A 21,908-nucleotide genomic window follows, 5' to 3' on the forward strand; every position below is an offset into this window, starting at 1 on the left:
ACCCCCCCCTTTTGACCGCTCCGGCAGCGTGCTGGTGGGCTCGGCACACCGTCGAGTCGACGCTCACATCCCAGGTGATCAGGTCGTCGCGTCCGCCCGGGCCTGGAGCTGGGTGAAGATCTGCTTCCAGGTGCCGTTCCGCTGCCAGCGCCGGAACAGGTCGTAGACCCGGTCCCACGGCCCGTACCGCTCGGGCACATCCCGCCACGGTGTCCCGGCCCGGGTCCGCCACCGTATGCCGTTGATCAACTGCCGCCGGGGCCATATCGGCGGCCGGCCGGACTTCTTGCCCTCGGCAAGAGCGGTTCCAGCCGGGTCCACTGTTCGTCCGTCAGGTCTCCACGCGCCACAGCACGTGATCATTTCACGCCCAAGATCGACTTCCACAACAGGTCCTAGTGGTGTGACCGGTAACGATCGCCGGGTTGGGGGCCGGGCCATGGTCGAGAGCGGCCGACTGCCCCAGCGCCTGACACGAGCGGCGTACAACGACAGGTGGTCGGTTGCCCGGGGCGGTCTACTGGGGCAGGGCACCAAACTGAGCGATCCCGGAAGACGCGGCGCCGGGCGAGGTAAGGAGCAGTGCATGGTTCTCCAAATTGTCAGAGCATCGATCAAGCCGGAGCAGCGTGAGCACTGGCTCGAGGTGATTCGCGGCAACGCGGCTCGGACCCGTGCTGAGGAGGGCTGCGAGGGCTATCAGATCGCCGAAGATCTCGAAGCGCCGAATACCTTCGTGATCATCGAGCAGTGGGCCAACCGCGACGCCGTGTACAGGCACTTCCAGAATGAATTCGAGGCGCTCATGGCCGCTTTGGGCGACGTCTTCGCAGCACCGCCTGAAGCCTGGATCCACGACCTGGCCTCGACGCTGACTCTCGATGAAGTCCTTGCGAAAGCTGGACTGACCCGGTAATCGAGCGAACCAGCGGGCAGCGCAGGCCCGTCTGGGGCCAGACCTGGTGCGTGTCTGCCCAGGTGTGAGGGACGTGAGGTCAGGGCCGTCAACGTCGGGCGTCAACCGAGAGCGGTGATCTCTCAGCTCACCACGACCCACCACAAGATCAATTATCAGACAGGTCCTAGGGTGCGGTCAGGCGCCCCAGGAGGACGCCGAGGATCTCCTCGGCGTGCGTCCAAAGCAGGGCCCCGCCCGCCCCCGGCACACGGTGGTGCACGGCGCCGGGGATGCGCGCGGCCAGGCAGGCGCCCTGGTCGGGCGAGTGGGTGAGGTCCAGTTCGCCGTACCAGAGGTCCACCGGCGCCGTGACCTCCCGCAGGGCGATCCCCCAGCGGCCCATGGCGAGGACCGTGTCGCGGGCGTAGCCGAGCGGGCCCTGGGCGAAGGCGTCGGCGAGCGCGGCGCGGTACGCGGCGGCGAAGCCGGGCTCCCCGTAGACCGCCAGATCGGCCTCCGGGCTGCCCGCCATGACCATGTCCCACATGGCGTCGGGGGTGAAGCGGGCGAAGACCTCCTCGGCGGCGCCGGGATCGGCCGCCGTCAGCTCCACCAGCCGGCGCAGGTCGGCGGGCAGGGCCGCGGCGAAGTGCGGCGCGGCGATCTCGTCCGCGCCGGAGACCACGGCCAGTGCGCCGACCACTCCGGCCGCGGCGCAGGCGAGCGCGAACGGCGCTCCTTGCGAGTGGCCCACCATCGCGGGCCGGCCGAGCCCCCGTAACAGGGCGAAGGCCCGCATGTCCTCGGCGAAGTCGGCGAACGTACGGCCGGGGGCGGGCGTCGAGGCCCCCAGTCCGGGCCGGTCGATGCTGATCAGCCGGACGCCGAGCCCTTCCACGGCGTTCGCGCCGAAGCCGAGGCGCCGGGTGGTCGCCGCGCCCGGCACACACAGCACCGGCGTCCCGCCGGGCGGGCCCCACTCGGCCCAGCCCAGCGTCCTTCCGTCCGGCAGTTCCTGTTCCCCCGCGCGTGCGGGGGCGGTCACGATGTCCATGGGCATGATCGGAACACGCCTCGGGGCCGGCCTGCGACGTCTTTTTCCCGCCGTCGCCGCCGGGGGCCGACACGGCCCGACAAAAATCCGGTCCGCCTTACCGACACCACTCTTACGGGCGTATGGGTAACGTGGGTCACAGACGGGAGGCGGACGAGGGTGCCCTCGATCGCCTCACGAGGAACGACCGAAAGGCACGGCTGCTCATGCCACTCGTCTCCTCGCGTCCTGCCACGGCTCGACGCGCACGCCTGCAGGACGTCAACGCCATCGTCCGGCTGCTGTCCGGTGGTCGGCGACAGTTCGCCGAGGAGGCGCAGCCCGAGCTGCGTCTCACCCTCGCCCACTTCGGTCTGGAGACCGGCGAGGTGTGGGTTACCGAGTCGCCGGCGGGCACGCTGGAGGCGGCGGCGGTGTGGCTGCCGCCGGGCGCCGTCATCGACGAGGGTGAGTACCGCGCCCTGCTGCGGCTGCACGAGATCGGCCCGCCCGAGCGGACGCCGGCCGCGCACCATCCCGTACGTCTCCAGCCGGACGACGACCACTGGCTGCTGGCCGCCCTGGGCACGACCGCCGACAGCGGGCCGGAGGCCGCCGGGGCCGTGCTGGCGCCCGTCCTCGGCCTGATCGACGAGGCGGGGGAGCCGGCGTACGCGAGCCGTCCGGCGTCCTTCCAGGCGCGGCTGCTGAGCCGGTGGGGCTTCGTGCCGTGGAGTGACGGCCGCCCCGGCCTGCTGCGCCGCGAGCCGGTCGTCCGGGACGCGGCAGCCTGACCTCGAGGCCGACACCCAGGCCTGACCTCAAGGCGGACCCCGAGGCCTGACCTCAAGGCCTGACCCTCAAGGCCCCCGCCGTCCCGTCCCGGGCTAGTCCATGATCGCCCCGCACGAGATGTTGACGTCCGCCGCCGTGATCGTGCGGGCCCGGTCCGAGGCAACGAAGGCGGCGACGTCACCGACGTCGGCGAGGGTCGCCGTACGGTTCAGCAGCGCGGCGCTTTCGATCTCGGCGGCGATGCCGTCCCGGCCCGGGAAGGCCTCGGCGAGCGCCTCGGGGACACCCGCCGACTTCAGCGTGACGAACCGGATGCCGTGCGGACCGAGCTCCACGGCCCACTGGCGGCGCAGGCTCTCGACGGCGTCCAGGGCGACGACGAAGCCGCCAAGGCCCGGGAACGTCTGGGGCCCGCCCCCGCCGAAGGCCAGCATCACGCCCGTGCCGCGCGGGATCATATGGCGGGCTGCCGCCCTGGTGGTCAGGAAGTGGGTGCGGGTCGCGGTGACGATCGGGCGGGCGAAGTCGTCCGCGGAGATCTCCGTCAGCGGCTCCTGGACGTCTCCGTAGCCGATCGCGTTGAACGAGACGTCGAGCCGTCCGGCCTCCTCCACCACGCCGTCGACGTACGCGTCGACGGCCGCCTCGTCGAGCGCGTCCAGCTCGGCCGTGGCGGCGGTGCCGCCGTGCGCCCTGATGTCCGCGGCGACCGGGCCGAGTTTCGCGCCGGTCCGCCCGGCCAGGAAGACCCTGGCTCCCTCGCGGGCGAAGCCGCGGGCCGCCGCCCCGCCGATCGGGCCGCCCGCGCCGTAGACGACGGCGACCTTGCCCTCAAGCAGCATGGGCCTTCACCTCTTCCGTACCGATTCCGCACCACGTCCGTAGTGAATGCGTCAGTGAATGCGTCGTGAGGACAGGGGACGATCATCGCCTCGCGCCCCCCGGCCCCCGAGGGCGACACGCAGACCTGGACACTCGCCCCGAAGCAGACATACGGTCCAAGAGTGGGCAGCTGTCCGGTTCCGTCAGGTGCCCCCTGGCCGGTCGACGCACCGGTGGGGTAGACCGGCGGACGACTGTCCCTCACCAGTGGAGGTCCCGCATGGGCGGAAGCGCGAGCAGCTCGGAACCAGGCAAGACGCGGTTCGACGACATCTACGACCGGCCGGACCCGCGCGCCTACTTCCAGCGGCTCGGCCCGCTGGCGTACGAGATCCCGCACCACGCGCAGGAGGTCTTCCGCCGGATTCGCGAGGAGCGGTCGGCGGCCTCCGGCGGCGTGCCCGTCACGGTCCTCGACGTGTGCTGCTCGTACGGGATCAACGCCGCTCTGCTCAACCACGACCTCACCCTGGACGACCTCTACGCGCACTACACCGGCGCCGAGGCGCTCACGCTGACACGGTCCGAACTGGTCGACCGGGACAAGGCGTTCTACCGGCAGCACCGCCGCACCGACGCGGGCCGGGTCATCGGCCTCGACACCGCGGGCAACGCCCTGCGCTACGCCCTGGACGTCGGACTGCTCGACGAGGCGTACGCCGAGAACCTGGAGGAGCGCCCGCCGGGCGCGGCGCTGCGGCGCACCCTCGCGACGACCGGCCTGATCACCCTGACCGGAGGCGGCAGCTACATCACCCACCGCACCTTCGGCGCCCTGCTCGAAGCCGCCCGCACGCCGGTGTGGGTGTGCGCGTTCGTGCTGCGTACGGTCAGCTACCGGCCGGTGGCCGAACTCTTCGAGGCGCACGGCCTGGTCACCGAGACCGACCCGGCCTGGACGTACCCGCAGCGGCTGTTCACCAGCGCCGTGGAGCAGGCCGACGCGGTCGAGCGGGTCCGGCGCGCCGGTGAGGACCCGACGGGGCGGGAGAGCGAGGGGCGTTACTACGCGCGTCTGTACGTGTCGCGGCCGCGGGCCCGGGCGAGCTAGCCCGCCGGTCGGGCCGCGCGGCCCGGCGCCTACGGTGTCCAGGTGATCGTCCGCGGTCCGCGGACGTCGGATCCTGGAAGGAAGCGACGACATCATGCGACGCATCGCCCTCCGGCGCCCGGCGGGTGCCCGGTGACGAGCGGCTCCCCCGCGCCGGCCGGCGCCCCGGAGGCCTCCCTGGACACCGTGGTGGTGTGGACCGAGGGGCACCTCGGCCGCATCGTCCTCAACCGTCCCAAGGCCCTCAACGCCCTCACCCACGCCATGGTGCGGCGGATCGCCGACGCCTTGAGCGCCTGGGAGGAGGACCCCGCCGTACGGGCGGTGCTCGTCACCGGCGCCGGTGAGCGCGGGCTGTGCGCGGGCGGCGACATCCGGGCCATCCATGACGACGCCCGCTCCGGCGGGTCGGCGTCGGCGGACTTCTGGCGCGACGAATACCGCCTCAACGCGCGGATCGCCCGCTTCCCCAAGCCGTACGTCGCCGTGATGGACGGCATCGTGATGGGCGGCGGTGTCGGGATCTCGGCGCACGGCGGCGTACGGATCGTCACCGAACGCTCCCGGGTGGCGATGCCGGAGACAGGGATCGGCTTCGTCCCGGACGTGGGCGGTACGTATCTGCTCGCCCGCGCCCCGGGCGAGCTGGGCACCCATCTGGCACTGACGGCCACGGCGGTGGGCGCCGGGGACGCGCTGCTGTGCGGCCTCGCCGACCATTTCGTACCGTCAACGCTGCTGCCGCAGCTCGCCGAAGACCTCACGCGGGACCCGGTCGCCGCGGTCCTCGCCCGCCACGTCCGCCCGGCGCCGGACGGCGAGCTGGCGGCGCAGCGGGAGTGGATCGACTCCTGCTACGCCGCCGGGACGGTCGAGGAGATCGTCGAGCGGCTCGACGCCCACGGCGGGCCCGCGGCGAAGGAGGCCGCGGCGGCCCTCCTCGCGAAGTCCCCGACCGCTCTCAAGGTCACTTTGGCGGCGCTGCGGCGCGCCCGCCGGCTCGGTTCGCTGGAGCGGGTCCTGGAGCAGGAGTACCGCGTCTCCTGTGCGGCGCTCGCCTCGGCCGACCTGGTGGAGGGCATCCGCGCGCAGGTGATCGACAAGGACCGCCGGCCGCGCTGGTCGCCGCCCACGCTCGCCGAGGTCACGGACGCGGACGTGGCCCGCTACTTCGCGCCGCTCGGCGAGCGGGAACTGCGCCTCGGCGGCGAGGGCACCGACCGGCCTCTCGGATGACGCATCGGGCGACGCTTCGGGCGACGCATCGGCGGTCGTTTTCCGGAAAGGCGCTCTACGGGAAGTCTGCCGCCAGGGAAGGGAGACGCCGTGTCCAGGCTGACGTCGGGGACCACCCCTCGTGGATCACGATCGCACCGGCCGATGGCGGGCCGGACGGTCGTGGTCACCGGCGCCAGTGCCGGGACGGGCCGCGCGGCCGCGCGGGAGTTCGCCCGGCAGGGCGCCCGGGTGGGGCTGCTGGCCCGGGGCCGGGCGGGTCTTGAGGCGGCCGCCGCGGAGATCGAGGCGGCGGGCGGCCGGACGCTGGCCGTGCCCGTGGACATGGCGGACCCGGCCCAGGTCGAGGCGGCCGCCGACCGGGTGGAGGCCGCGCTCGGACCGATCGACGTCTGGGTGAACGCTGCCTTCACCTCCGTCTTCGCGCCCTTCCCGGAGATCGGGGCCGATGAGTACGCCCGCGTCACCGAGGTGACGTACCTGGGGTACGTGAACGGGACGCGGGCGGCGCTGCGGCGGATGCTGCCCAGGGACGCCGGGGCCGTGGTCCAGGCGGGTTCGGCGCTCGGCGAGCTGTCCGTGCCGCTCCAGTCGGCCTACTGCGGCGCCAAGCACGCCGTCAACGGCTTCACCGCCTCCGTACGCATCGAGCTCCTGCACCGGCGCAGCCGGGTCGCCGTCACCGTCGTGCAGCTGCCCGCGCTCAACACCCCGCACTTCTCCTGGGTGCTGTCCAGGCTGCCCGGCCTGCCCCGGCCGGTGCCGCCGGTGTACCAACCGGAGGTGGCGGCCAGGGCGCTGGTGTACGCGGCCCGGCATCCGCGCCGTAAGCAGTATCTGGTGGGCGCGTCGACGGCCGCCGCCGTCCTCGCGCACAAGGTCGCGCCCGCGCTCCTCGACCGTCACCTCGCCCGGACCGGCTACGCCTCCCAGCAGACCGGCACCGCGGCCCCGCCCGGCCGCCCGCACAACCTGTGGCATCCCCTTGACGATGCCGTCGATGCAGTCGATGCCGTCGACGGCGAGGAGACCGGGCGGGACTTCGGGGCGCACGGCCGCTTCGACGAGGAGGCCGCAGGCCACTCCCCGTACACGGCCCTGGCCCGCCATACCGCCCTGGTCGCGGTGGCTGCGGGGGGCGCGGCGGCGGCCGCGGTGCGGGCCGCTCGGCGTGTCCGGGCGCGCCCTGGCGGGTGATCGGGGGAACGCCGCGGTGACGTCCCGGTGCGGCCGGGGTACGCGTGGTGCATGGCGGCCTCGGTATCGGATCTGCGGAACACGGCGGCGCTGCTGCTCAAGGGCTACACCTGGCTGCCCGACCGGCTGCGCCACGGCGATGGCGGGCCGGTGCGGGCCCGCCTGCTGGGTCGGCCGGCCCTCGCCCTGCACGGCCCGGAGGCCGTCGGGTTCTTCTACGACGAGCGGAACGTACGGCGCGGGGGCGCGCTGCCGGGGCCCGTGCTCGACACCCTCTTCGGGCGTGGCGCGGTGCACACCCTGGACGGCGAGGCCCACCGCGTGCGCAAGGCGCTCTTCGTCGAGCGGCTCACCGACGCCGAGGCGGTCTCCGCGCTGGTGGAGCGGGTACGGGAGGAGTGGCGGCAGGCGTTCGAGGCGCGCGGCGGGACGGTGGTGCTCTTCGACGAGACCGCGCTCGTGCTGGCCCGCGCCGTCTCGGCGTGGGCCGGTATCGGGCTCTCCGAGGCGTGGACGCGGCGGCTGGCGCGGGACGCGGTGGCAATGGTGGACGGCTTCGCCACCCCCGGCCCGCGCCATCTGCGGGCGCGGGTGGCCCGGACCCGCCAGGAGCGGAGGATCGCGCGGCTCGTCACCCGGCGGCGCTCGCACGGCGGCGGACCGGGGCCCGCGCCCACGGTGCTGTCCGCGGTGACCTGGCACCGGGACGCCGACGGGACGCTCCTCGACGCCCGCACCGCCGCCGTCGAACTGCTCAACGTGGTCCGGCCGACGGTGGCGATCGCGTGGTTCGTCACCTTCGCCGCGCACGCGCTGCACCGCTGGCCGGAGCATCGGGACCGGCTCGCCGACGAGCCCGCGTACGCCCTCGCCTTCGCCCATGAGGTGCGCCGCTTCTACCCGTTCGCGCCGTTCCTCGGGGGCCTCGCCGCCCGCGACACCACCTGGCAGGGCGCGCCCGTCCCCGAGGGCACGATGCTCCTGCTCGACGTCTACGGGCACAACCACGATCCGGCCCTGTGGCCGGAGCCGTACCACTTCCGCCCCGACCGTTTCCTCGGCCGGACGCCGGGCGCCGACGAGATGATTCCGCAGGGCGGCGGCGACACGGCCACCGGCCACCGCTGCCCGGGCGAGGACATCACCGTGGCGGTGCTCAAGGCCCTGTCGGCGGAGCTCGCCACCCTGGATCACACCGTGCCCGACCAGGACCTGCGGATCTCGCTGCGCCGGATCCCGACGCGGCCCCGCAGCGGATTCCGTATGACGCTCGGCCGCTGACGGCCCGGCCGCTGACTCCCGGTGCAGGAGTCCGGTCGGTGAGCCGCCGGCCGGGCGCACGGGCCCCGGCCGACGGCTCGTACCTCACTTCGCCTCGGGCCTCACTTCGCCGTGTCCGACCAGCCGTACTCCGTCCCCTCCTTCGTGGGCGCGGTCACCGCGCCCGCCGCTTCCATGTCGCGGTCCGCCGCACGCATGAGCTGTGTGGCGAGGTCCTTCATCGCGCGGCTCGCGGCGAGTTCGTCGCCGATCGCGGGGACGTCGACATCGGAAGGGTTGCACCGTGCGGTGCCCTTGCCGGTGAGCGTCGAGGTGCCCGTGTCGAGTTCCGCCCGTGCCTTCGTGGTGCCGTCCTCCTCGACCAGATTCAGGCCGACCGTCCACTGATGGGTGCGTGTCATGGCCGCCCGCCTCCTTGCAGTCCGCCGTGTTGCTGCGCCTGTCGTACCCGCGCCGGGGCGACGCGGGGCGTCTCCCCTCCCCTGCGTTCCAGGATCCTCCCCTGCCGGGCCAACGGCACGTCCGCGGCGCCGAGCCGCTCCCGTCAGCTCCCCGCCGGCTCCCGGTCAGCTCCCGGGCAGCCACTCGGCGAGGCCCGCGCGGACCCGCGCGTCCCGGAAGAAGCCGCTGTGGGCGACCGCGCCCGCCGACGGGATGAGGAGCGGATCGCCGACGACGTACGAACCGGCGCGGTGGACGCCCTCGGTCGGTACGACGAGGTCGTTGCCGACACCGAACAGCCGGTCCACCAGCCCGTCGAGCGCGCGCATCGCCACCCCCGCGTCCTGGGCGGGCTCGAAGTCGGACGTCACCGCGCGCACCGAACCCGAGGACGGGACGGCGGAGGCGTTGATCTCGCCGAGGCCCTCCGACGACGGGTCCATCGCCGCCAGTCCGTCCAGCCCGCCGAGGACACCCGTCGCACCGTGCTTCACGACTTCGAGGACGACCTCGAGGGTGGTGCTCACCAGCTCGTCCGGAAGCAGGCCGAGCAGATTGGTGAAGACCCCGAGCAGATCGCTCAGCCGCTGCCTCTCGGCGAGGACCGTGCCCGCGTTGGGGGTGGCGACATGGACGAGCGTACGAACCGAGGGGGCGGGCCGTCCCGCGCCCGCCAGGCCGTCCCGTCCCAGGTGGCGGGCGACGAGACCGCCCCGGGAGTGGGTGACGACGTCGAGGGTGAGCCGCCGGTCGGCGGGCAGGTGCTCAAGGAGCCAGCGCGCGTTGTCGACGGGGTCCAGGTGGACGGTCGGATGGTCGAAGACCAGGACGCGGCCGTCGTAGCGCCGGTGGAGGTCGTGCAGCAGCCGCTCGTCGTCGGCGAGGCCGCGAAAGCCGGTGCGGCACCTGCTGAACGTGCCGTGGACGAAGAGCAGGAAGGGCCGGTCGGCGAGTTCTGCGAGCCGGCCCGCGGTCACCTGCACGCCGGACCCCTCATCGGCCCCGTCACCCGCCTGTCCGCCCGCCTGCTCGCCCGCCGCGAGGAACGTCTGCGGGGTGGTCAGCCGGAGCCCGTACGGCCGGTGCCTCTTCTCCCACCGGCTCACCGCGAAGTCGGCCGCGAGACCGGCCGCCCGCTCGATCGGGAACCGCAGCAGGTGCAGGACCTTCCCGACGCCGAACCCGACGATGCCCCGGTCCGCCGCCGGCCCGCCCGCGGGGAGCGTGAACTGCTCCATCGGGACATGGAACGTCTGGGCCCCCGCGGCCCGGTCGGTGCCGCCACCCCGCACCGCCTCCTCGGGGAACACCCAGCGCACGACGCCGGTCGCGTCGGCCTCCAGCAGGACCTGGCCCTCGCCCGGCGGGGGCGCGGGCGCCTCCACCAGGAGGTGGGGGCCGGGCGCTCCGCTCCGGTCGGGACCTGCGGGCCGGCGTGGCACGGTCAGGTCGCTCAGCGGCAGAGAGAGCACCGGCCGCATCCCGGCCTCCTGCGCGGCCGTCCCCAGCAGGCGCGCGGCGGGCTCGGGAACGTGGTCGGCGAGCAGTTGCTCCGGCAGCCCGCCAGGGGCCGCGTCGCGCACCGGAGCCCCCGCCGCGGCCCATCGGCGGACCTCGCCGACGCGCCCGCCGACCTCCGAGGAGCGCAGGACCAGACCGTAGGGGAGTTCGCTGCGTCCGTCGCGTTCGAGATCAGGCATCGTCCGTTCCTTCCTGTCCTGCCGAGGCGCGGTCCGCGGTCCACCGCACGGTCAGCCGGGGGTGGCCGAAGAAGAGGTAGGCGAGCGGGGTCGACAGATCGGCCCCGGCGGCGCCGAACGTTCCGGCGCGCCGCATGCGCAGGTACTCGGCGGGGGCCGTGCCGTCCTTCAGTACGGCCTTGTAGAAACCTTGGGCGAAGTTCTTGGCGACCTTGTCGTCGACGTTCCACAGCGGGGCGACGGCCGCCTGCGCCCCGATGCCGAGGAAGGCCGGCACCATGCCCGCGTACGCGCCGAGCGCGCTGCGGCCCTGCCCCACCTGGCAGGCGTTGAGGAACACCAGCCGCACCCCGCTGCTCTCCACACCGCTGACGGACCGTCGGCTCAGGTACGTGCCGTCCACCATCTGCAGACCGTCCTCCAACTCCTCCGTGCTGAACTTGCCGTGCACGGCGAGGTGGAGGATGTCCGGCCCCTGCTCTCCCTCCAGGGCCATGAGCACCTGGTCGGTGGTGGCCGGAACGGGGTTCGCGCGGTAGTGCCGGATGAGGTGTTTGGCCTCGGCCTTCGCCTGCTTGAGTTCGGCGACGGCGTAGTCGCCGGTCACCACGGACATCGTGCGGGGTCGCAGATGTGCGGGCGGGGCCGGGGTGCGCTGCCGGTCGCCGTAGATCCAGCGGCCGACGACCGCCTGGGCGCCGAGGTGGGCGGGGGCCGCCGCGTCCAACGGCTCGGGCATCAGGGCCAGTTCCCAGGGGACGTACGGGTCCCAGGTGGCCAGGAGCAGGCTCGGCGGGCGGGAGCCTTCCCCGGCGGCCCGCAGGGCGGCCCACACCTCCGGCGGCACGGCGTCGCGCGCCTCGCGGCCGACCCCCTTGAGGTAATGGGCCAGGTCGTAGGCGTCCTTGCGGTCCTGCACACCGCGCATGACGGAGCGGGCCCAGTCGGCCTCGCCGCCGAGAGTGGTCACGAGCGGCTTGTCGCAGGCGCCGACGCCCGGGTGCGGGGAGCGGTACAGCCAGCAGTGCTGCCGCCCGTCGCCGTCGTTCCCCGGCGCCACGACGATCTCCAGATCCGGCTGGGTGCCGGCGTCCACCTCCTCCGGCAGCACCCACACGCCTCCGGCGGCCTCCGCCCGCGGTTCCTCACCGCCCGGCTCCTGGGGCGCCTCCCCCACCCGTACGATCCGGTGGGCGACCCCGATGACGCTTCCACCGACCGTGTACACCGCGGTGATCACCCGATCGGCGGCCAGGGACGGGTCGTCCACGGCCCGGAGTCTGAGTATGCGGTACGGGTACGGGTCGTCGGGGCCGGCCCGCATCCGCAGGGTCAGCCGGTCTTCGCCGATCACGTCGAAGCCGTGCGCCAGGACGGCGACGTCGAGCGTGAACTCCCCGGCGGGAACGGTGAGCGGGGCGGGCTGGACGACTTCGGGCGTGGGGAGCGGTGCGAGCCCGACCCGCAGCTCGAACGCCTCGCGGGGCGCGACGTGTTCGGGGGCGTCGAGGCGGGCGTAGGCCTGGCGGGAGGGGGTGGTCCCCTCGGTCCGGGCGAGGCCCTGGCGCTCGGTGTGCCGGCGGCTGAACCGGTCCCGGAGGCGACGAGGCAAGCGGTGGCGGCCCGTCCGTGCCCACCTTCCCGCATACCCGTCCTCCGGGGGCGGCGCAACGGGCCCTGTCAGCGGGCCCGATGGCTGCGCGGTCTCCTCGCGCGGCGGGGGCGGGAGAGGTGGCGCCTCGGCCCCGCCAATTCCGGCGGGGACGGGTGATGCCGGCTCGTCCGACGCTTCCGGCGACGGCGCAACCATCGGTCCGCCGGACACCTGCGCGGGCGTCGTCGGCTCGCTGCCCTCCCCGTAGCCGGCCTCCGGCTCCAGCAGCCACGCGAGGCGGGCGAGCTCACCGGGGTGGGAGGACGGCTCCGGCCACCGCACCGGAGGGCGGCCGAGGTGAGGGGCCACCGTGGACAGCTCACGAAGCGTGGCGAGGCGTTCGTCGGGGCCCTCCTCCCGTAGCCGTTCGACGACGCTGCTCACCACCTCGGCCGGCGGCACGAGGGTGAGTACGGCGCCGAGCCACTCGGCCCGGTCGCGGGGCACGGGGCCCTTGATCGTGGGCAGGCTCGCAGCGACCGTGCCCGGCAGCACGTGGACGACCTGCCAGAGACGCTCCGTTGCGGCACGCAGCACATCGTCGTCCTTGTCCACGGCGCGCGCGACCGCGTCCACCAGCCACGACAGCAGGCGCGGTGCCTCCGACTCCGGAAGGGAGGCGAGCGGCGACAGGTCGGAGGGGAACCCGCGACCGTCGCCGACATGCCATGCCGCAAGCGCCGCCGTCTCCCGGGCCACGTGCGCCTCCTCGCCCGGCACGCGTGCCTCCGGCGGCCCCTCCACCGCCCGCTCCGGGACCGCGAGGGCCCGCCGCGCCGCGTCCTGGTGGGCCGAGGCGTCGTCGGCGGCCCACTCCTCAAGGACGGCCCGTACGTCCCCCACCGGGAGGTGTCCGGCCGCCTCGACCAGGGAGTCGGGCACCAGCGGCTCGGCCCGGAAGCGGCTGAGGACCAGCTCGGCGACCTCGGCCGCGGCCGGTCCGTCCAGCGGGAGCGCGGCGCACGCGGCGAGGGCTTCGGTGCGCAGAGTCCGGTTGTCCTCGTGGGCGGCGATACGCAGCAGCGGCCCGAGGTCGTCCGTCGTCAGGAAGCGGTGCGCGGGTGACGCCACGGCTCGGCCCTCCGGGAAGATCGCCCCACTCCTCACGGTAGCCCGGGCGACCTCCTCGGTCTTGTCGCGCGCCGCCGTTCAGCCGCGGTACGTCTCCAGCAGCCGCAGCCACACCTCGCTGATCGTCGGGAAGGACGGGACCGCGTGCCACAGACGGTCGAGGGGGACCTCGCCGGTGACCGCGATCGTCGCCGAGTGGAGGAGTTCGCCGACGCCAGGGCCGACGAAGGTGGCGCCGAGGAGGGTCCGCCGGTCCTCGTCGACGACGATGCGGGCGTGGCCGCGGTAGCCGTCGGCGTACAGGCCCGCGCCCGAGACGTTCCCGAGGTCGTAGTCGATGGCGCGGACCCGGTGGCCCTGCTTCTGGGCCTCGGCGAGGGTGAGGCCGACCGCCGCTGCCTCCGGGTCCGTGAAGACGACCTGGGGGACGGCGGAGTGGTCGGCGGTGGCGGCGTGGGCGCCCCAGCGGTCGGTCTCCAGCGGGGCGGTGCCGCGGGCGCGGGCCGCGATGGCGGCGCCCGCGATCCGGGCCTGGTACTTGCCCTGGTGGGTCATGAGAGCGCGCCGGTTGACGTCGCCGACGGCATAGAGCCAGTCGCTGCCCGTCACCCGCAGGCTGTCGTCCACGGACAGCCACGAGCCCGGTTCCAGGCCGACGCTCTCCAGGCCGATGTCGTCGGTGCGGGGCGCGCGGCCGGTGGCGACGAGGAGTTCGTCGGCGTCGAGGTGGTCGCCGCCTTCCAGGACGACGGTGAGCGGGCCGGTGCCGCCGTCGCGGACCACCGCGGCGACGGCGGTGTCCGTACGGATGTCGGCCCCGGCCTCGGCGAGTGCGGCGGCCACGTGCTCGCCGACGAAGGGTTCCATCCGGGGCAGCAGGCCCCCGCCCCGTACGAGGACCGTGACCCGCGCGCCCAGCGCCTGCCAGGCGGTCGCCATCTCCGTGGCGACCACTCCCCCGCCGATCACGGCCAGGCGGCCCGGGACGCGGTGGGAACTGGTGGCCTCGCGGCTGGTCCAGGGCTTGGCGCCGGTGAGGCCGGGGAGTTCGGGCAGGGCGGCGCGGGTGCCGGTGCACACGGCGACGGCGTGGCGGGCGGTCAGGACGTGGTGTTCGCCCTCGGGGCCGGTGACGGTGACGCGGCGGGGGCCGTCGAGGCGGCCGTGTCCGCGGTAGAACCGGGCGCCGGTGGACTCCAGCCAGGAGACCTGGCCGTCGTCCTTCCAGTCGCCGGTGAAGTAGTCGCGGTGGGCGAGGACCGCCTCGGCGTCCAGCGGGCCGTCCACCGACCGGCGCAGTCCGGGGACCCTGCGGGCGTCGGCGCGGGCGAGGGCCGGACGCAGCAGCGCCTTGCTGGGGATGCACGCCCAGTAGGAGCATTCGCCGCCGACCAGTTCACTCTCCACCACGGCCGTGCTCAGACCCGCCGCGCGGGTCCGGTCCGCCACGTTTTCCCCGGTCGGCCCGGCGCCCAGGACGACTACGTCATGTTCCACTTCCACGGCTCGTGTCATACCCGACAGTCTGGTGGGAGGTGTGGCCGCCTGCCATGGGGGCATGCGGATGGGACGGTCCGGAATAGCGGGGCCGTGTGCGCCGTTGAGCGGGGCGAGTCGATGACGACCGGGAAGAGGTAGGAAGCATGAGCACTGTCGAGCTCACCAAGGACAATTTCGATGAGATCGTCAGTGGGAACGAATTCGTTCTCATCGATTTCTGGGCTTCCTGGTGCGGTCCGTGCCGTCAGTTCGCCCCCGTCTTCGAGCAGGCGTCCGAGCGCCATGACGATCTGGTCTTCGCCAAGGTCGACACGGAGGCGCAGCAGGAGCTCGCCGCCGCGTTCGAGATCCGCTCGATCCCCACGCTGATGATCGTCCGCGACAACATCGCGGTGTTCGCGCAGCCGGGCGCACTGCCCGAGGCCGCGCTGGAGGACGTCATCGGGCAGGCCCGCAAGCTGGACATGGACGAGGTCCGCAAGTCCGTCGAGGCCGCGAAGCAGGCGGAGGGCGGCGCCGCCGCGAGCTGAACGACCGGGGCGGCGGGCCGCCGCGCGACCCGCCGCCCCGGTCGGGCGGGCGGGGCCGGACGCTCGGGCGTTCGGCGCCCGCATTCCGCGTCCCGCTAGCGCGTTCAGCGTTCCAGGACGAGTGCCAGTCCCTGGCCGACGCCGATGCACAGCGCCGCGAGGCCCGTGCCCGAACCCGCCGCTGCCAGTTGGTGGGCGACGGAGCCGGCCAGCCGGGCGCCCGAGGCGCCGAGCGGGTGGCCGATGGCGATGGCCCCGCCGCGTGGGTTGACGACCGCCGGGTCCAGCTCGGGCCATTCGGCGAGGCAGCCCAACGACTGCGCGGCGAACGCCTCGTTGAGTTCGAAGGTGGTCAGGTCGGCGAACGTACGGCCCGACTTGTCCAGCGCGCGGCGGACCGCCTCGACCGGGCCGAGGCCGAAGAGCTGGGGCTCGATGCCGGTGACCGCGGAGGCGCGGATCCGGGCGAGCGGCTCGCGGCCGCAGGCCCGCAGGCCCTCGTCGTCGACGAGCAGTAGGGCCGCGGCGCCGTCGTTGAGGGGCGAGGCGTTGCCGGCGGTGACCGTACCCCCGTCCGCGCGGAACGACGGCTTCAGCTTGGCCAGGGCCTCCATCGAGGTGGAGTCCCGGATGCACTCGTCCCGCCCCAGCTCCACGCCCGGGTAGGGGACCACCTCGGAGTCGTACAGCCCCTTGTCCCACGCCTCGGCGGCCTTGCGGTGGCTGGCGAGCGCGAAGGCGTCCTGCTGTTCGCGGGTGACGGCGTGCTTGTCGGCGACGAGTTCGGCGCCCTCGCCGAGGGAGACCGTCCACTCGGGGGGCATCGCGGGATTGGTCATGCGCCAGCCGAGCGTGGTCGAGTACATCTGCTGGTGGCCCGCGGGGAAGGCCCGCTCGGGCTTCTGCAGCACCCAGGGCGCGCGGGACATCGATTCGACGCCGCCGGCGACGGCCACGGTCGCGTCGCCGAGCGCGATGGCCCGGGCGGCCTGGATGACGGCTTCGAGGCCCGAGCCGCAGAGCCGGTTGACGGTGACGCCGGGCACGGAGGTCGGCAGACCGGCGAGGAGGACCGCCATGCGGGCCACGTCGCGGTTGTCCTCCCCGGCGCCGTTGGCGTCGCCGAAGTACACGTCGTCGATACGGGCCGGGTCGAGCTGCGACGTACGGTCGACGAGGGCCCTGACGACATGGGCGGCGAGGTCGTCCGGGCGTACGGAGGAGAGGGCGCCGCCGAACTTTCCGATCGGGGTGCGGACGGCGTCGACGATGTACACGTCGCGGATGCTCATCGGATCTCTCCCACAGTCACCCGGCGTTCGCCTGGTGAACTATCGTTCGGAACTGGCGTCGCCCGAGTCTGCGCCGGGCGGCCCCGCCTGTCAACGGTACGAGGATCCGCCGCCGTCTCCCTCGCGCGTGAGGTCCCAGACCAGCGCCGTCAGGCCGTAGTCCAGCTCCGAGCCGTCCACGAGCATCGCCTCGACGGTCCGGGTCGCCGGGTCGATGTCGGCGACGATGCCGTGGCCGGCGTACCGGGGGTAGCCGGAGGCCCCCATCTCGCCGGTGAGCTCGACGACCGCCGAGCGGATGGCGCTGTCGCGCACGGAGGCGTCGCCGCGGTCCTCCACGTGCTCGGGCACCAGCAGGATCTCGAAGCGTTTGGGCAAGGTGCTCATGTACGTGACGCTAAGTCGTGCCGGGGCCGTACGCGCGCCGGGGCGGCGGGTGGATCGGCTGGACCCGCCGGAATCAGCCGACCCGCGGGGGCGGCCGGCCCCGTCGGGGGCCAGCCGGCCCCGCGGGGATCGGCTGGACTCTCGGAGATCGGCCGACGGCTCCACGGGGAGCGGCTGGACCCGCAGGGATCAGCCGGACCCACGGGGGTCGACTGGAGCCCCGGACGTCAGCTCGGTCAGCCGACGGCCCCACGGCGAGCGGCCAGACCCGCAGGGGTCAGCCAGACCCGCAGGGTCGTCTTGAGCCCCGGACGTCAGCTCGGTCAGCCGACGGCCCCACGGGGAGCGGCCGGACCCGCAGGGGGTCAGCCGGCCCGCGGGGATCGGCTGGACTCTCGGACATCGGCCGGACTCACAGGGACGGCCAGACCCGCCGGATCAGCCGGACCCACGGGGGCCGGCTGGAGCCCCAGACGTCAGCTGGGTCAGCCGCAGCCAGCCGGCTGAACTCGCCGTCAGCTGGACTCGCGGTGGATCGCCCGCGCGCCCATCAGATCGTGCCGCTCCGGCGTCCCGTCCGGGTCGCGGACGACGCGGTCCACCAGCTCGGCCAGGTGCTGGCCGGTCACCAGGTCGATCTGGACGGTGCTCAGGCGGGGCCGCAGCAGCCTGCCGAGGAGCAGGTCGTCCGAGCCGATCACGGCCGTCTCGCCCGGGACGTCCACGCCCGCGTCCTGGAGGGCGCGCATGAGGAGCATGGCGTACTCGTCGTTGTAGGCGTACACGGCGTCCAGGCCGCGCTCACGCCAGCCGGCCGCGAGCCGGGCCGCCGGCTCCTCCTCGTAGGCCAGCGGGAGCGGCTCGATCACCGCGTCCGTACCGGCGGCGGCGCGGCGCGCGCCGTCGAGCCGGGGCCCGGAGAACATCTCCAGGCCCGGCTCCTCGGGCATCACCACACCGATCCTGCGGCGGCCGCGTTCGATCAGGTGCCGGGCCGCGCAGGCGCCGATCTCCCGCTGGTCCATGACCAGGGAGTGGGCGCCCTCGACGCGCTGGGGGCCGAGGGTGATGACGGCCTTCGCGCCGGAGCGCTTGAGGACCTCCACGCCGTGCGCGGTGAGGTCGACCTCGCCGTGGGAGAGCACCGCGACGGGGCGGAGTTCGGCCCAGGCGCGGGCCGCCTCGTCGCCCTCGAGGCCGAGGCTGCCGTACTGCACGACGGTGTAGTCGAGGCGGCGCAGCGCCCACTGGAGCTCGTTGAAGAAACGGCTGTAGAGGGGGCCGACGGGGACGTGCGAGGCGGGCAGCAGCACCATGCGGCTGTGCCCGGCGCGCAGACTGCGGGCGGCCGCGTGCGGTACGTAGCCCAGCTCCTCGGCGGCCTCCCGGACACGGCGCCGGGTGGGCTCGCTGATGCGTACGGCCGAGGTGTTGTTGAGCACGTAGGAGACGGTGGCCCGGGAGACGCCGGCCAGTCGCGCGACATCGGCGCTGGTCGGGACCGGACGCTCGGCGGACCGTACGGCACGCCCGGCGGAGCTTCCGGTGGCCGGGCGGGTCGGGCGGGGGCTCGGGTGAGGTGTCTGGCTCATCGCCCTCGGCATCTTTCCAGACCCGTCCGATCCAGGGTCTGGCGGATGGCCTGATTCGAGTGCTACACAGTGCTCACACGTGTCAGTGACACGTGTCATCTTACTGCGTCCAGGGGCGTCCCCGGCCGCATTCCGCCTCGTCCCCCGACCTCCCCCAGGAGGGCACCGTGGCCCTTTCCTCCCCCGGCACCGGCATGTCCCGCGCCGCCCCGACCCCCGCTTCCCGGCCGACCCGGGGGCTGCTGTCCCTGCTCCTCGCGGGCAACTTCGCGATGTACGCGCTGTACATCGGCGTCCCCGGCGTCCTCCTCGCCCTGCACATCGAGGAGATCGACCCGGAGCGGAAGGTGGCCAACTTCGGTCTGGTCTCCGGTGTCTCGGCGATCTTCGCGACGGTCTTCAACCCGGTGGCCGGGGCGCTCTCCGACCGCTCCGGGCGCCGCAACCCCTGGATACTCGCCGGCGGGCTGCTCGCACTGCCGGTGATGCTGCTGCTCGGCAGCGTCGACACCGTGCTGCTGGTGACGATCGCCTGGTGCCTCGGCCAGGCCGTGATGAACGTCTACCAGGCCGCGCTGACGTCGGTGGTCCCGGACCGGGTGCCGCTCGCCGCCCGGGGCAGGGCCTCGGCGGCCGTGGGCCTCGGCCTGCCGCTCGGGTCCACCGCCGGGGCGCTGCTGGGCGCCGCGTTCTCGGAGGACTACCGCACCGGCTACCTCGTTTTCGGCGCGATCGTGGCGGTCGCGGCGCTCCTCTTCTCGACCTGCGCGCCCGAACGGCGCATGCCGGCGCGGCAGCCGCTGCCGGTGAAGGCCCAACTGGCGGCGTTCGGCAGCGCGCTCGGGGACCACGACTTCCGCTGGGCCTTCATCGGCCGGGCGCTGCTGATCCTCGGCTACTTCTGCGTCGCGGGCTTCCAGCTCTACGTCCTCAAGGACCACACGGCGCTCCCGGCCGGGCTGCGGCCCGAGGACGCGGTGGCGATCCTCATGCCGGTGAACGCGGCCGCGATGGCGCTGTCGACCGTCGTCGGGGGCTGGCTCTCCGACCGTTTCGACCGGCGCAAGCTGTTCGTCGGGGCGTCGGCGGCGCTGGCGGCCGTCGCCCTGCTGATCCCGGCGCTGTCGACGAGCTGGCCGGCGATGCTGGCCTTCTCCGTCGTCAACGGCCTTGGTTTCGGCTGCTACATGGCGGTCGACACGGCGCTGGTGACGATGGTGCTGCCGAAGGCGGAGAACGCCGCGCGCGACATGGGCGTGCTCAATGTCGCCAACGCGGGGCCGCAGATCGTCGCCCCGTTCGTCGCCTCCCTGGTCGTCTCGGTCAGCGGCGGCTACACCACGCTGTTCCTGGTCGCCGCGGTGCTGTCGGTCCTCGGCGCGCTCGCGGTGCGTCCGATCCGTACTGTGCGCTGAACAGCGCCACCACCATCCCCACCCCCACCCTCACCCGTATCCGTATCCGTATCCGACGAAAGGCACCGACGTGCAGCTGCACACCACGACCTGGGGCACCGGCGACCGGATCGCCCTGCTGATCCACGGCATCATGGCCGACCACCGCACCTGGCGGCGGGTCGGTCCGGCCCTCGCGGACCACGGCTACCACGTGATCGCGGTCGACCTGCGCGGACACGGCGCGAGCGGCCGGGCCGACAGCTACACCCCGCAGGACTACGCGGACGACGTCGTCGAAACCCTTCCCGCGGGCGCCGAACTGGCCGTGGGCCACTCGCTCGGAGGAATGACCCTGGCCCTCGCGGTGGAGCGGTTGGCCCCGCGCCGGGCCGTCTTCTCCGATCCGGCCTGGCATCTGGCGGGCGGCGACGACCCGTTCAGGCCCGAGCTGTTCACCCGGGCGACGTCGTGGACGCGGGAGCAGATCGCGGCGTTCAACCCCCGCTGGGAGGCCGAGGACGTCGACATCGAGCTGGCGACCCTGAAGCTGTGGGACACGCGTACGGCCCATGCCCTGGGGCCGTTCGCGGGCGTCGACCTGCTGCCCGCCAAGCCGGCCGTGCCGTCGCTGGTCACCCTCGCCGACGGCAGCGTCCTGATCAGCCCGGAGCGGGCCGCGCTGCTGGTGGAGCGCGGCTTCGAGGTTCGTACGGTCGCCGGCGCGGGCCATACGATCCACCGGGACGACTTCGCCGGGTTCATGGCCGCGCTCGACGGCTGGATCTGATCCCTCGTCACCTCTGTCCGGAGCGGTGCGCCTCCAGGCGTCCGCTCCAGACGCGGGTGACCGAGGGGTGCGCGGTGTCGAGCTCAAGGCCGGTGCCGGGGGCGTCGGGGAGGGTGAGACGGCCGCGTTCGACCCGTTCCGCACCGCGCACGAGCTCGGAGCGCCAGGCCGTGAGACCGTACGCGTACTCCATCGGTTCGGCGGCGCCGCGGACCGAACTGAGGTGGGCGGAGTGGAGGGTGGCGACCGGGCCGGTGGGGTTGTGGACGGAGATCCGGGCCGTGCCGGCGGCGGCCAGCCGGGCCGCCTCCAGGGCGCCGCCGGCGTGCTTGACGTCCGGCAGCAGGATGTCGATCAAGCCGTCCACGCTCCACACCTCGGCCGGGTCGCAGGCGAACTTGCCGCCCGCGAGCGGGATCGCGGTCCTGGCCCGCAGGCGGGCCAGTTCCCTGGGGCGGCCGATGCAGACCGCGTCCTCCAGCCAGTGCAGTCCTAGCTCGCTCAACGGGCCGAGCAGAGGGACGAGTTCGTCGAAGGTGAGCCGTTCGTGGGCGTCGGCCATGAGGCGGACGCCGCCGCCGACGGCCTGCCGTACGGCGTGCAGCCGGGCCAGGCCGAGCTCGGGCAGTGGCCGGTCGCCGTGCGCGTCGAAGGGGGCGACCTTCAGTGCGTCGAAGCCGTCGGCGAGGGCGCGTTCGGCGGTGACGGCGACCTCGTGCGGAGTGCTGCCGCCGGGGGCGCGGTCGAGGTTGGCGTAGAGCTCGACGGGCCCGGGCGCGGCTCCGCCCATCCAGGACCACAGGGGCACGCCGTCGAGCCGGGCGGCGAGGTCGGTACGGGCCTGCGCCATCCCGCCGGCGACGGTGACTCCGGCGAAGCTCGGCTCGGTGCGGCGGTCGGGGACCTCCCCGAACTCGGTGTCGTCCAGGGCGGCGACGGCGTCCCGGAGGTCGGCCGGCCCCTGGACGCCGGCGCCCCGCCGGACGGCGGCGTCGAGCACGGCGACCACCTTCGTCAGGGGCCCGGCGTCCGAGCACTCCCCGTACCCGTACACGCCCGCCGCCCCGTCGGCGCGCAGCCGCAGCACCAGCCATTCGGCGCGCACGCCGACCGCGATCCGGAACAACTCCCAGGTCTCGCCGCCCATGCCCTCCCCTGTCGCCCCTGATCGTTCAATGCCGGAA

General features: G+C 73.9%; 20 protein-coding genes. 9 read left to right on the top strand and 11 right to left on the bottom strand.

The annotated features are described in order from the left end of the window. Positions 1-78: 78 nt before the first annotated feature. Positions 79-321 carry a transposase gene (locus ACZ7LT_RS09410; RefSeq protein ID WP_471235389.1) on the bottom strand — a complete coding sequence of 81 codons (243 nt, stop codon included), beginning with the start codon at positions 319-321 and terminating at the stop codon, positions 79-81. A 265-nt stretch (positions 322-586) separates the two neighbouring features. Between ACZ7LT_RS09410 and ACZ7LT_RS09415 the strand changes: the two genes are divergently transcribed. Further along, positions 587-916, top strand: a complete 330-nt coding sequence (locus tag ACZ7LT_RS09415; RefSeq protein WP_471235390.1) for a putative quinol monooxygenase — start codon at positions 587-589, stop codon at positions 914-916. Between the two features lie 166 nt (positions 917-1,082). Here ACZ7LT_RS09415 and ACZ7LT_RS09420 read toward each other — a convergent pair whose 3' ends face one another. Beyond that, positions 1,083-1,952 (bottom strand): alpha/beta fold hydrolase, encoded by an 870-nt coding sequence (locus ACZ7LT_RS09420; protein WP_471235391.1) that lies wholly within the window; start codon positions 1,950-1,952, stop codon positions 1,083-1,085. A 206-nt stretch (positions 1,953-2,158) separates the two neighbouring features. Between ACZ7LT_RS09420 and ACZ7LT_RS09425 the strand changes: the two genes are divergently transcribed. Further along, the gene (locus ACZ7LT_RS09425) at positions 2,159-2,725 is read left to right on the top strand and encodes a hypothetical protein (protein ID WP_471235392.1); all 567 of its coding nucleotides are present in this window, start codon (positions 2,159-2,161) and stop codon (positions 2,723-2,725) included. Between the two features lie 93 nt (positions 2,726-2,818). Here the strand turns inward: ACZ7LT_RS09425 and ACZ7LT_RS09430 are convergent, their stop codons facing one another. Next, a complete protein-coding gene (locus tag ACZ7LT_RS09430; protein ID WP_471235393.1) occupies positions 2,819-3,568 on the bottom strand; it encodes an SDR family NAD(P)-dependent oxidoreductase in 750 nt (249 codons plus the stop codon). A gap of 260 nt (positions 3,569-3,828) precedes the next feature. On the opposite strand from ACZ7LT_RS09430, the gene ACZ7LT_RS09435 reads away from it, so the two are divergent. The 4 genes from ACZ7LT_RS09435 to ACZ7LT_RS09450 all read left to right on the top strand — a co-directional run bounded on the left by ACZ7LT_RS09435 (position 3,829) and on the right by ACZ7LT_RS09450 (position 8,373). Further along, entirely contained in the window at positions 3,829-4,659 is an 831-nt protein-coding gene (locus ACZ7LT_RS09435; RefSeq protein WP_471235394.1) for a hypothetical protein, read from the top strand. A gap of 177 nt (positions 4,660-4,836) precedes the next feature. Continuing rightward, entirely contained in the window at positions 4,837-5,895 is a 1,059-nt protein-coding gene (locus ACZ7LT_RS09440; RefSeq protein WP_471235616.1) for an enoyl-CoA hydratase/isomerase family protein, read from the top strand. A 144-nt stretch (positions 5,896-6,039) separates the two neighbouring features. Then, entirely contained in the window at positions 6,040-7,092 is a 1,053-nt protein-coding gene (locus ACZ7LT_RS09445) for an SDR family oxidoreductase (RefSeq protein ID WP_471235395.1), read from the top strand. A gap of 51 nt (positions 7,093-7,143) precedes the next feature. After that, positions 7,144-8,373 carry a cytochrome P450 gene (locus tag ACZ7LT_RS09450; RefSeq protein WP_471235396.1) on the top strand — a complete coding sequence of 410 codons (1,230 nt, stop codon included), beginning with the start codon at positions 7,144-7,146 and terminating at the stop codon, positions 8,371-8,373. Positions 8,374-8,474: 101 nt separating this feature from the next. Here the strand turns inward: ACZ7LT_RS09450 and ACZ7LT_RS09455 are convergent, their stop codons facing one another. The 4 genes from ACZ7LT_RS09455 to ACZ7LT_RS09470 all read right to left on the bottom strand — a co-directional run bounded on the left by ACZ7LT_RS09455 (position 8,475) and on the right by ACZ7LT_RS09470 (position 14,754). Next, positions 8,475-8,774, bottom strand: a complete 300-nt coding sequence (locus tag ACZ7LT_RS09455) for a DUF1876 domain-containing protein (protein WP_471235397.1) — start codon at positions 8,772-8,774, stop codon at positions 8,475-8,477. A gap of 165 nt (positions 8,775-8,939) precedes the next feature. After that, positions 8,940-10,514, bottom strand: coding sequence for an esterase/lipase family protein (locus tag ACZ7LT_RS09460; protein WP_471235398.1), 1,575 nt, complete (start codon positions 10,512-10,514; stop codon positions 8,940-8,942). Then, the gene (locus ACZ7LT_RS09465; protein WP_471235399.1) at positions 10,507-13,239 is read right to left on the bottom strand and encodes a CHAT domain-containing protein; all 2,733 of its coding nucleotides are present in this window, start codon (positions 13,237-13,239) and stop codon (positions 10,507-10,509) included. Before ACZ7LT_RS09465 ends, ACZ7LT_RS09460 begins: the two co-directional genes overlap by 8 nt. Before the next feature lie 78 nt (positions 13,240-13,317). Further along, on the bottom strand, positions 13,318-14,754 hold the full coding sequence (locus ACZ7LT_RS09470; protein WP_471235400.1) for a dihydrolipoyl dehydrogenase family protein: 1,437 nt from the start codon (positions 14,752-14,754) through the stop codon (positions 13,318-13,320). A 128-nt stretch (positions 14,755-14,882) separates the two neighbouring features. Between ACZ7LT_RS09470 and trxA the strand changes: the two genes are divergently transcribed. Continuing rightward, positions 14,883-15,269 (top strand): thioredoxin, encoded by a 387-nt coding sequence (trxA, locus tag ACZ7LT_RS09475; protein WP_471235401.1) that lies wholly within the window; start codon positions 14,883-14,885, stop codon positions 15,267-15,269. Positions 15,270-15,373: 104 nt separating this feature from the next. Here trxA and ACZ7LT_RS09480 read toward each other — a convergent pair whose 3' ends face one another. From ACZ7LT_RS09480 to ACZ7LT_RS09490, 3 genes are all read right to left on the bottom strand, one after another. Continuing rightward, on the bottom strand, positions 15,374-16,561 hold the full coding sequence (locus ACZ7LT_RS09480; protein ID WP_471235402.1) for a thiolase family protein: 1,188 nt from the start codon (positions 16,559-16,561) through the stop codon (positions 15,374-15,376). Between the two features lie 90 nt (positions 16,562-16,651). Further along, positions 16,652-16,948, bottom strand: a complete 297-nt coding sequence (locus tag ACZ7LT_RS09485) for a hypothetical protein (RefSeq protein WP_471235403.1) — start codon at positions 16,946-16,948, stop codon at positions 16,652-16,654. Between the two features lie 515 nt (positions 16,949-17,463). After that, complete coding sequence (locus tag ACZ7LT_RS09490; RefSeq protein ID WP_471235404.1) at positions 17,464-18,552, bottom strand: LacI family DNA-binding transcriptional regulator; 1,089 nt, start codon at positions 18,550-18,552, stop codon at positions 17,464-17,466. 155 nt (positions 18,553-18,707) lie between these two features. On the opposite strand from ACZ7LT_RS09490, the gene ACZ7LT_RS09495 reads away from it, so the two are divergent. Then, positions 18,708-19,955, top strand: a complete 1,248-nt coding sequence (locus tag ACZ7LT_RS09495; protein ID WP_471235405.1) for an MFS transporter — start codon at positions 18,708-18,710, stop codon at positions 19,953-19,955. A gap of 70 nt (positions 19,956-20,025) precedes the next feature. After that, positions 20,026-20,724: an alpha/beta fold hydrolase gene (locus ACZ7LT_RS09500; RefSeq protein ID WP_471235406.1), complete on the top strand. Its 699-nt coding sequence runs from the start codon at positions 20,026-20,028 to the stop codon at positions 20,722-20,724. A gap of 7 nt (positions 20,725-20,731) precedes the next feature. On the opposite strand, the gene ACZ7LT_RS09505 is transcribed toward ACZ7LT_RS09500, so the two are convergent. Further along, a complete protein-coding gene (locus ACZ7LT_RS09505; RefSeq protein WP_471235407.1) occupies positions 20,732-21,871 on the bottom strand; it encodes a mandelate racemase/muconate lactonizing enzyme family protein in 1,140 nt (379 codons plus the stop codon). Positions 21,872-21,908 lie beyond the last annotated feature (37 nt).

The sequence above is a fragment of the Streptomyces sp. NPDC039465 genome (genome assembly GCF_055639315.1).

Coding starts and splice junctions, on each gene's coding strand:
- ACZ7LT_RS09455 (WP_471235397.1), bottom strand. CDS start 8,774: ATGACACGCACCCATCAGTGGACGGTCGGCCTGAATCTGGTCGAGGAG.
- ACZ7LT_RS09505 (WP_471235407.1), bottom strand. CDS start 21,871: ATGGGCGGCGAGACCTGGGAGTTGTTCCGGATCGCGGTCGGCGTGCGC.
- ACZ7LT_RS09415 (WP_471235390.1), top strand. CDS start 587: ATGGTTCTCCAAATTGTCAGAGCATCGATCAAGCCGGAGCAGCGTGAG.
- ACZ7LT_RS09450 (WP_471235396.1), top strand. CDS start 7,144: ATGGCGGCCTCGGTATCGGATCTGCGGAACACGGCGGCGCTGCTGCTC.
- ACZ7LT_RS09490 (WP_471235404.1), bottom strand. CDS start 18,552: ATGCCGAGGGCGATGAGCCAGACACCTCACCCGAGCCCCCGCCCGACC.
- ACZ7LT_RS09435 (WP_471235394.1), top strand. CDS start 3,829: ATGGGCGGAAGCGCGAGCAGCTCGGAACCAGGCAAGACGCGGTTCGAC.
- trxA (WP_471235401.1), top strand. CDS start 14,883: ATGAGCACTGTCGAGCTCACCAAGGACAATTTCGATGAGATCGTCAGT.
- ACZ7LT_RS09420 (WP_471235391.1), bottom strand. CDS start 1,952: ATGGACATCGTGACCGCCCCCGCACGCGCGGGGGAACAGGAACTGCCG.
- ACZ7LT_RS09480 (WP_471235402.1), bottom strand. CDS start 16,561: ATGAGCATCCGCGACGTGTACATCGTCGACGCCGTCCGCACCCCGATC.
- ACZ7LT_RS09470 (WP_471235400.1), bottom strand. CDS start 14,754: ATGACACGAGCCGTGGAAGTGGAACATGACGTAGTCGTCCTGGGCGCC.
- ACZ7LT_RS09485 (WP_471235403.1), bottom strand. CDS start 16,948: ATGAGCACCTTGCCCAAACGCTTCGAGATCCTGCTGGTGCCCGAGCAC.
- ACZ7LT_RS09425 (WP_471235392.1), top strand. CDS start 2,159: ATGCCACTCGTCTCCTCGCGTCCTGCCACGGCTCGACGCGCACGCCTG.
- ACZ7LT_RS09460 (WP_471235398.1), bottom strand. CDS start 10,514: ATGCCTGATCTCGAACGCGACGGACGCAGCGAACTCCCCTACGGTCTG.
- ACZ7LT_RS09430 (WP_471235393.1), bottom strand. CDS start 3,568: ATGCTGCTTGAGGGCAAGGTCGCCGTCGTCTACGGCGCGGGCGGCCCG.
- ACZ7LT_RS09445 (WP_471235395.1), top strand. CDS start 6,040: ATGGCGGGCCGGACGGTCGTGGTCACCGGCGCCAGTGCCGGGACGGGC.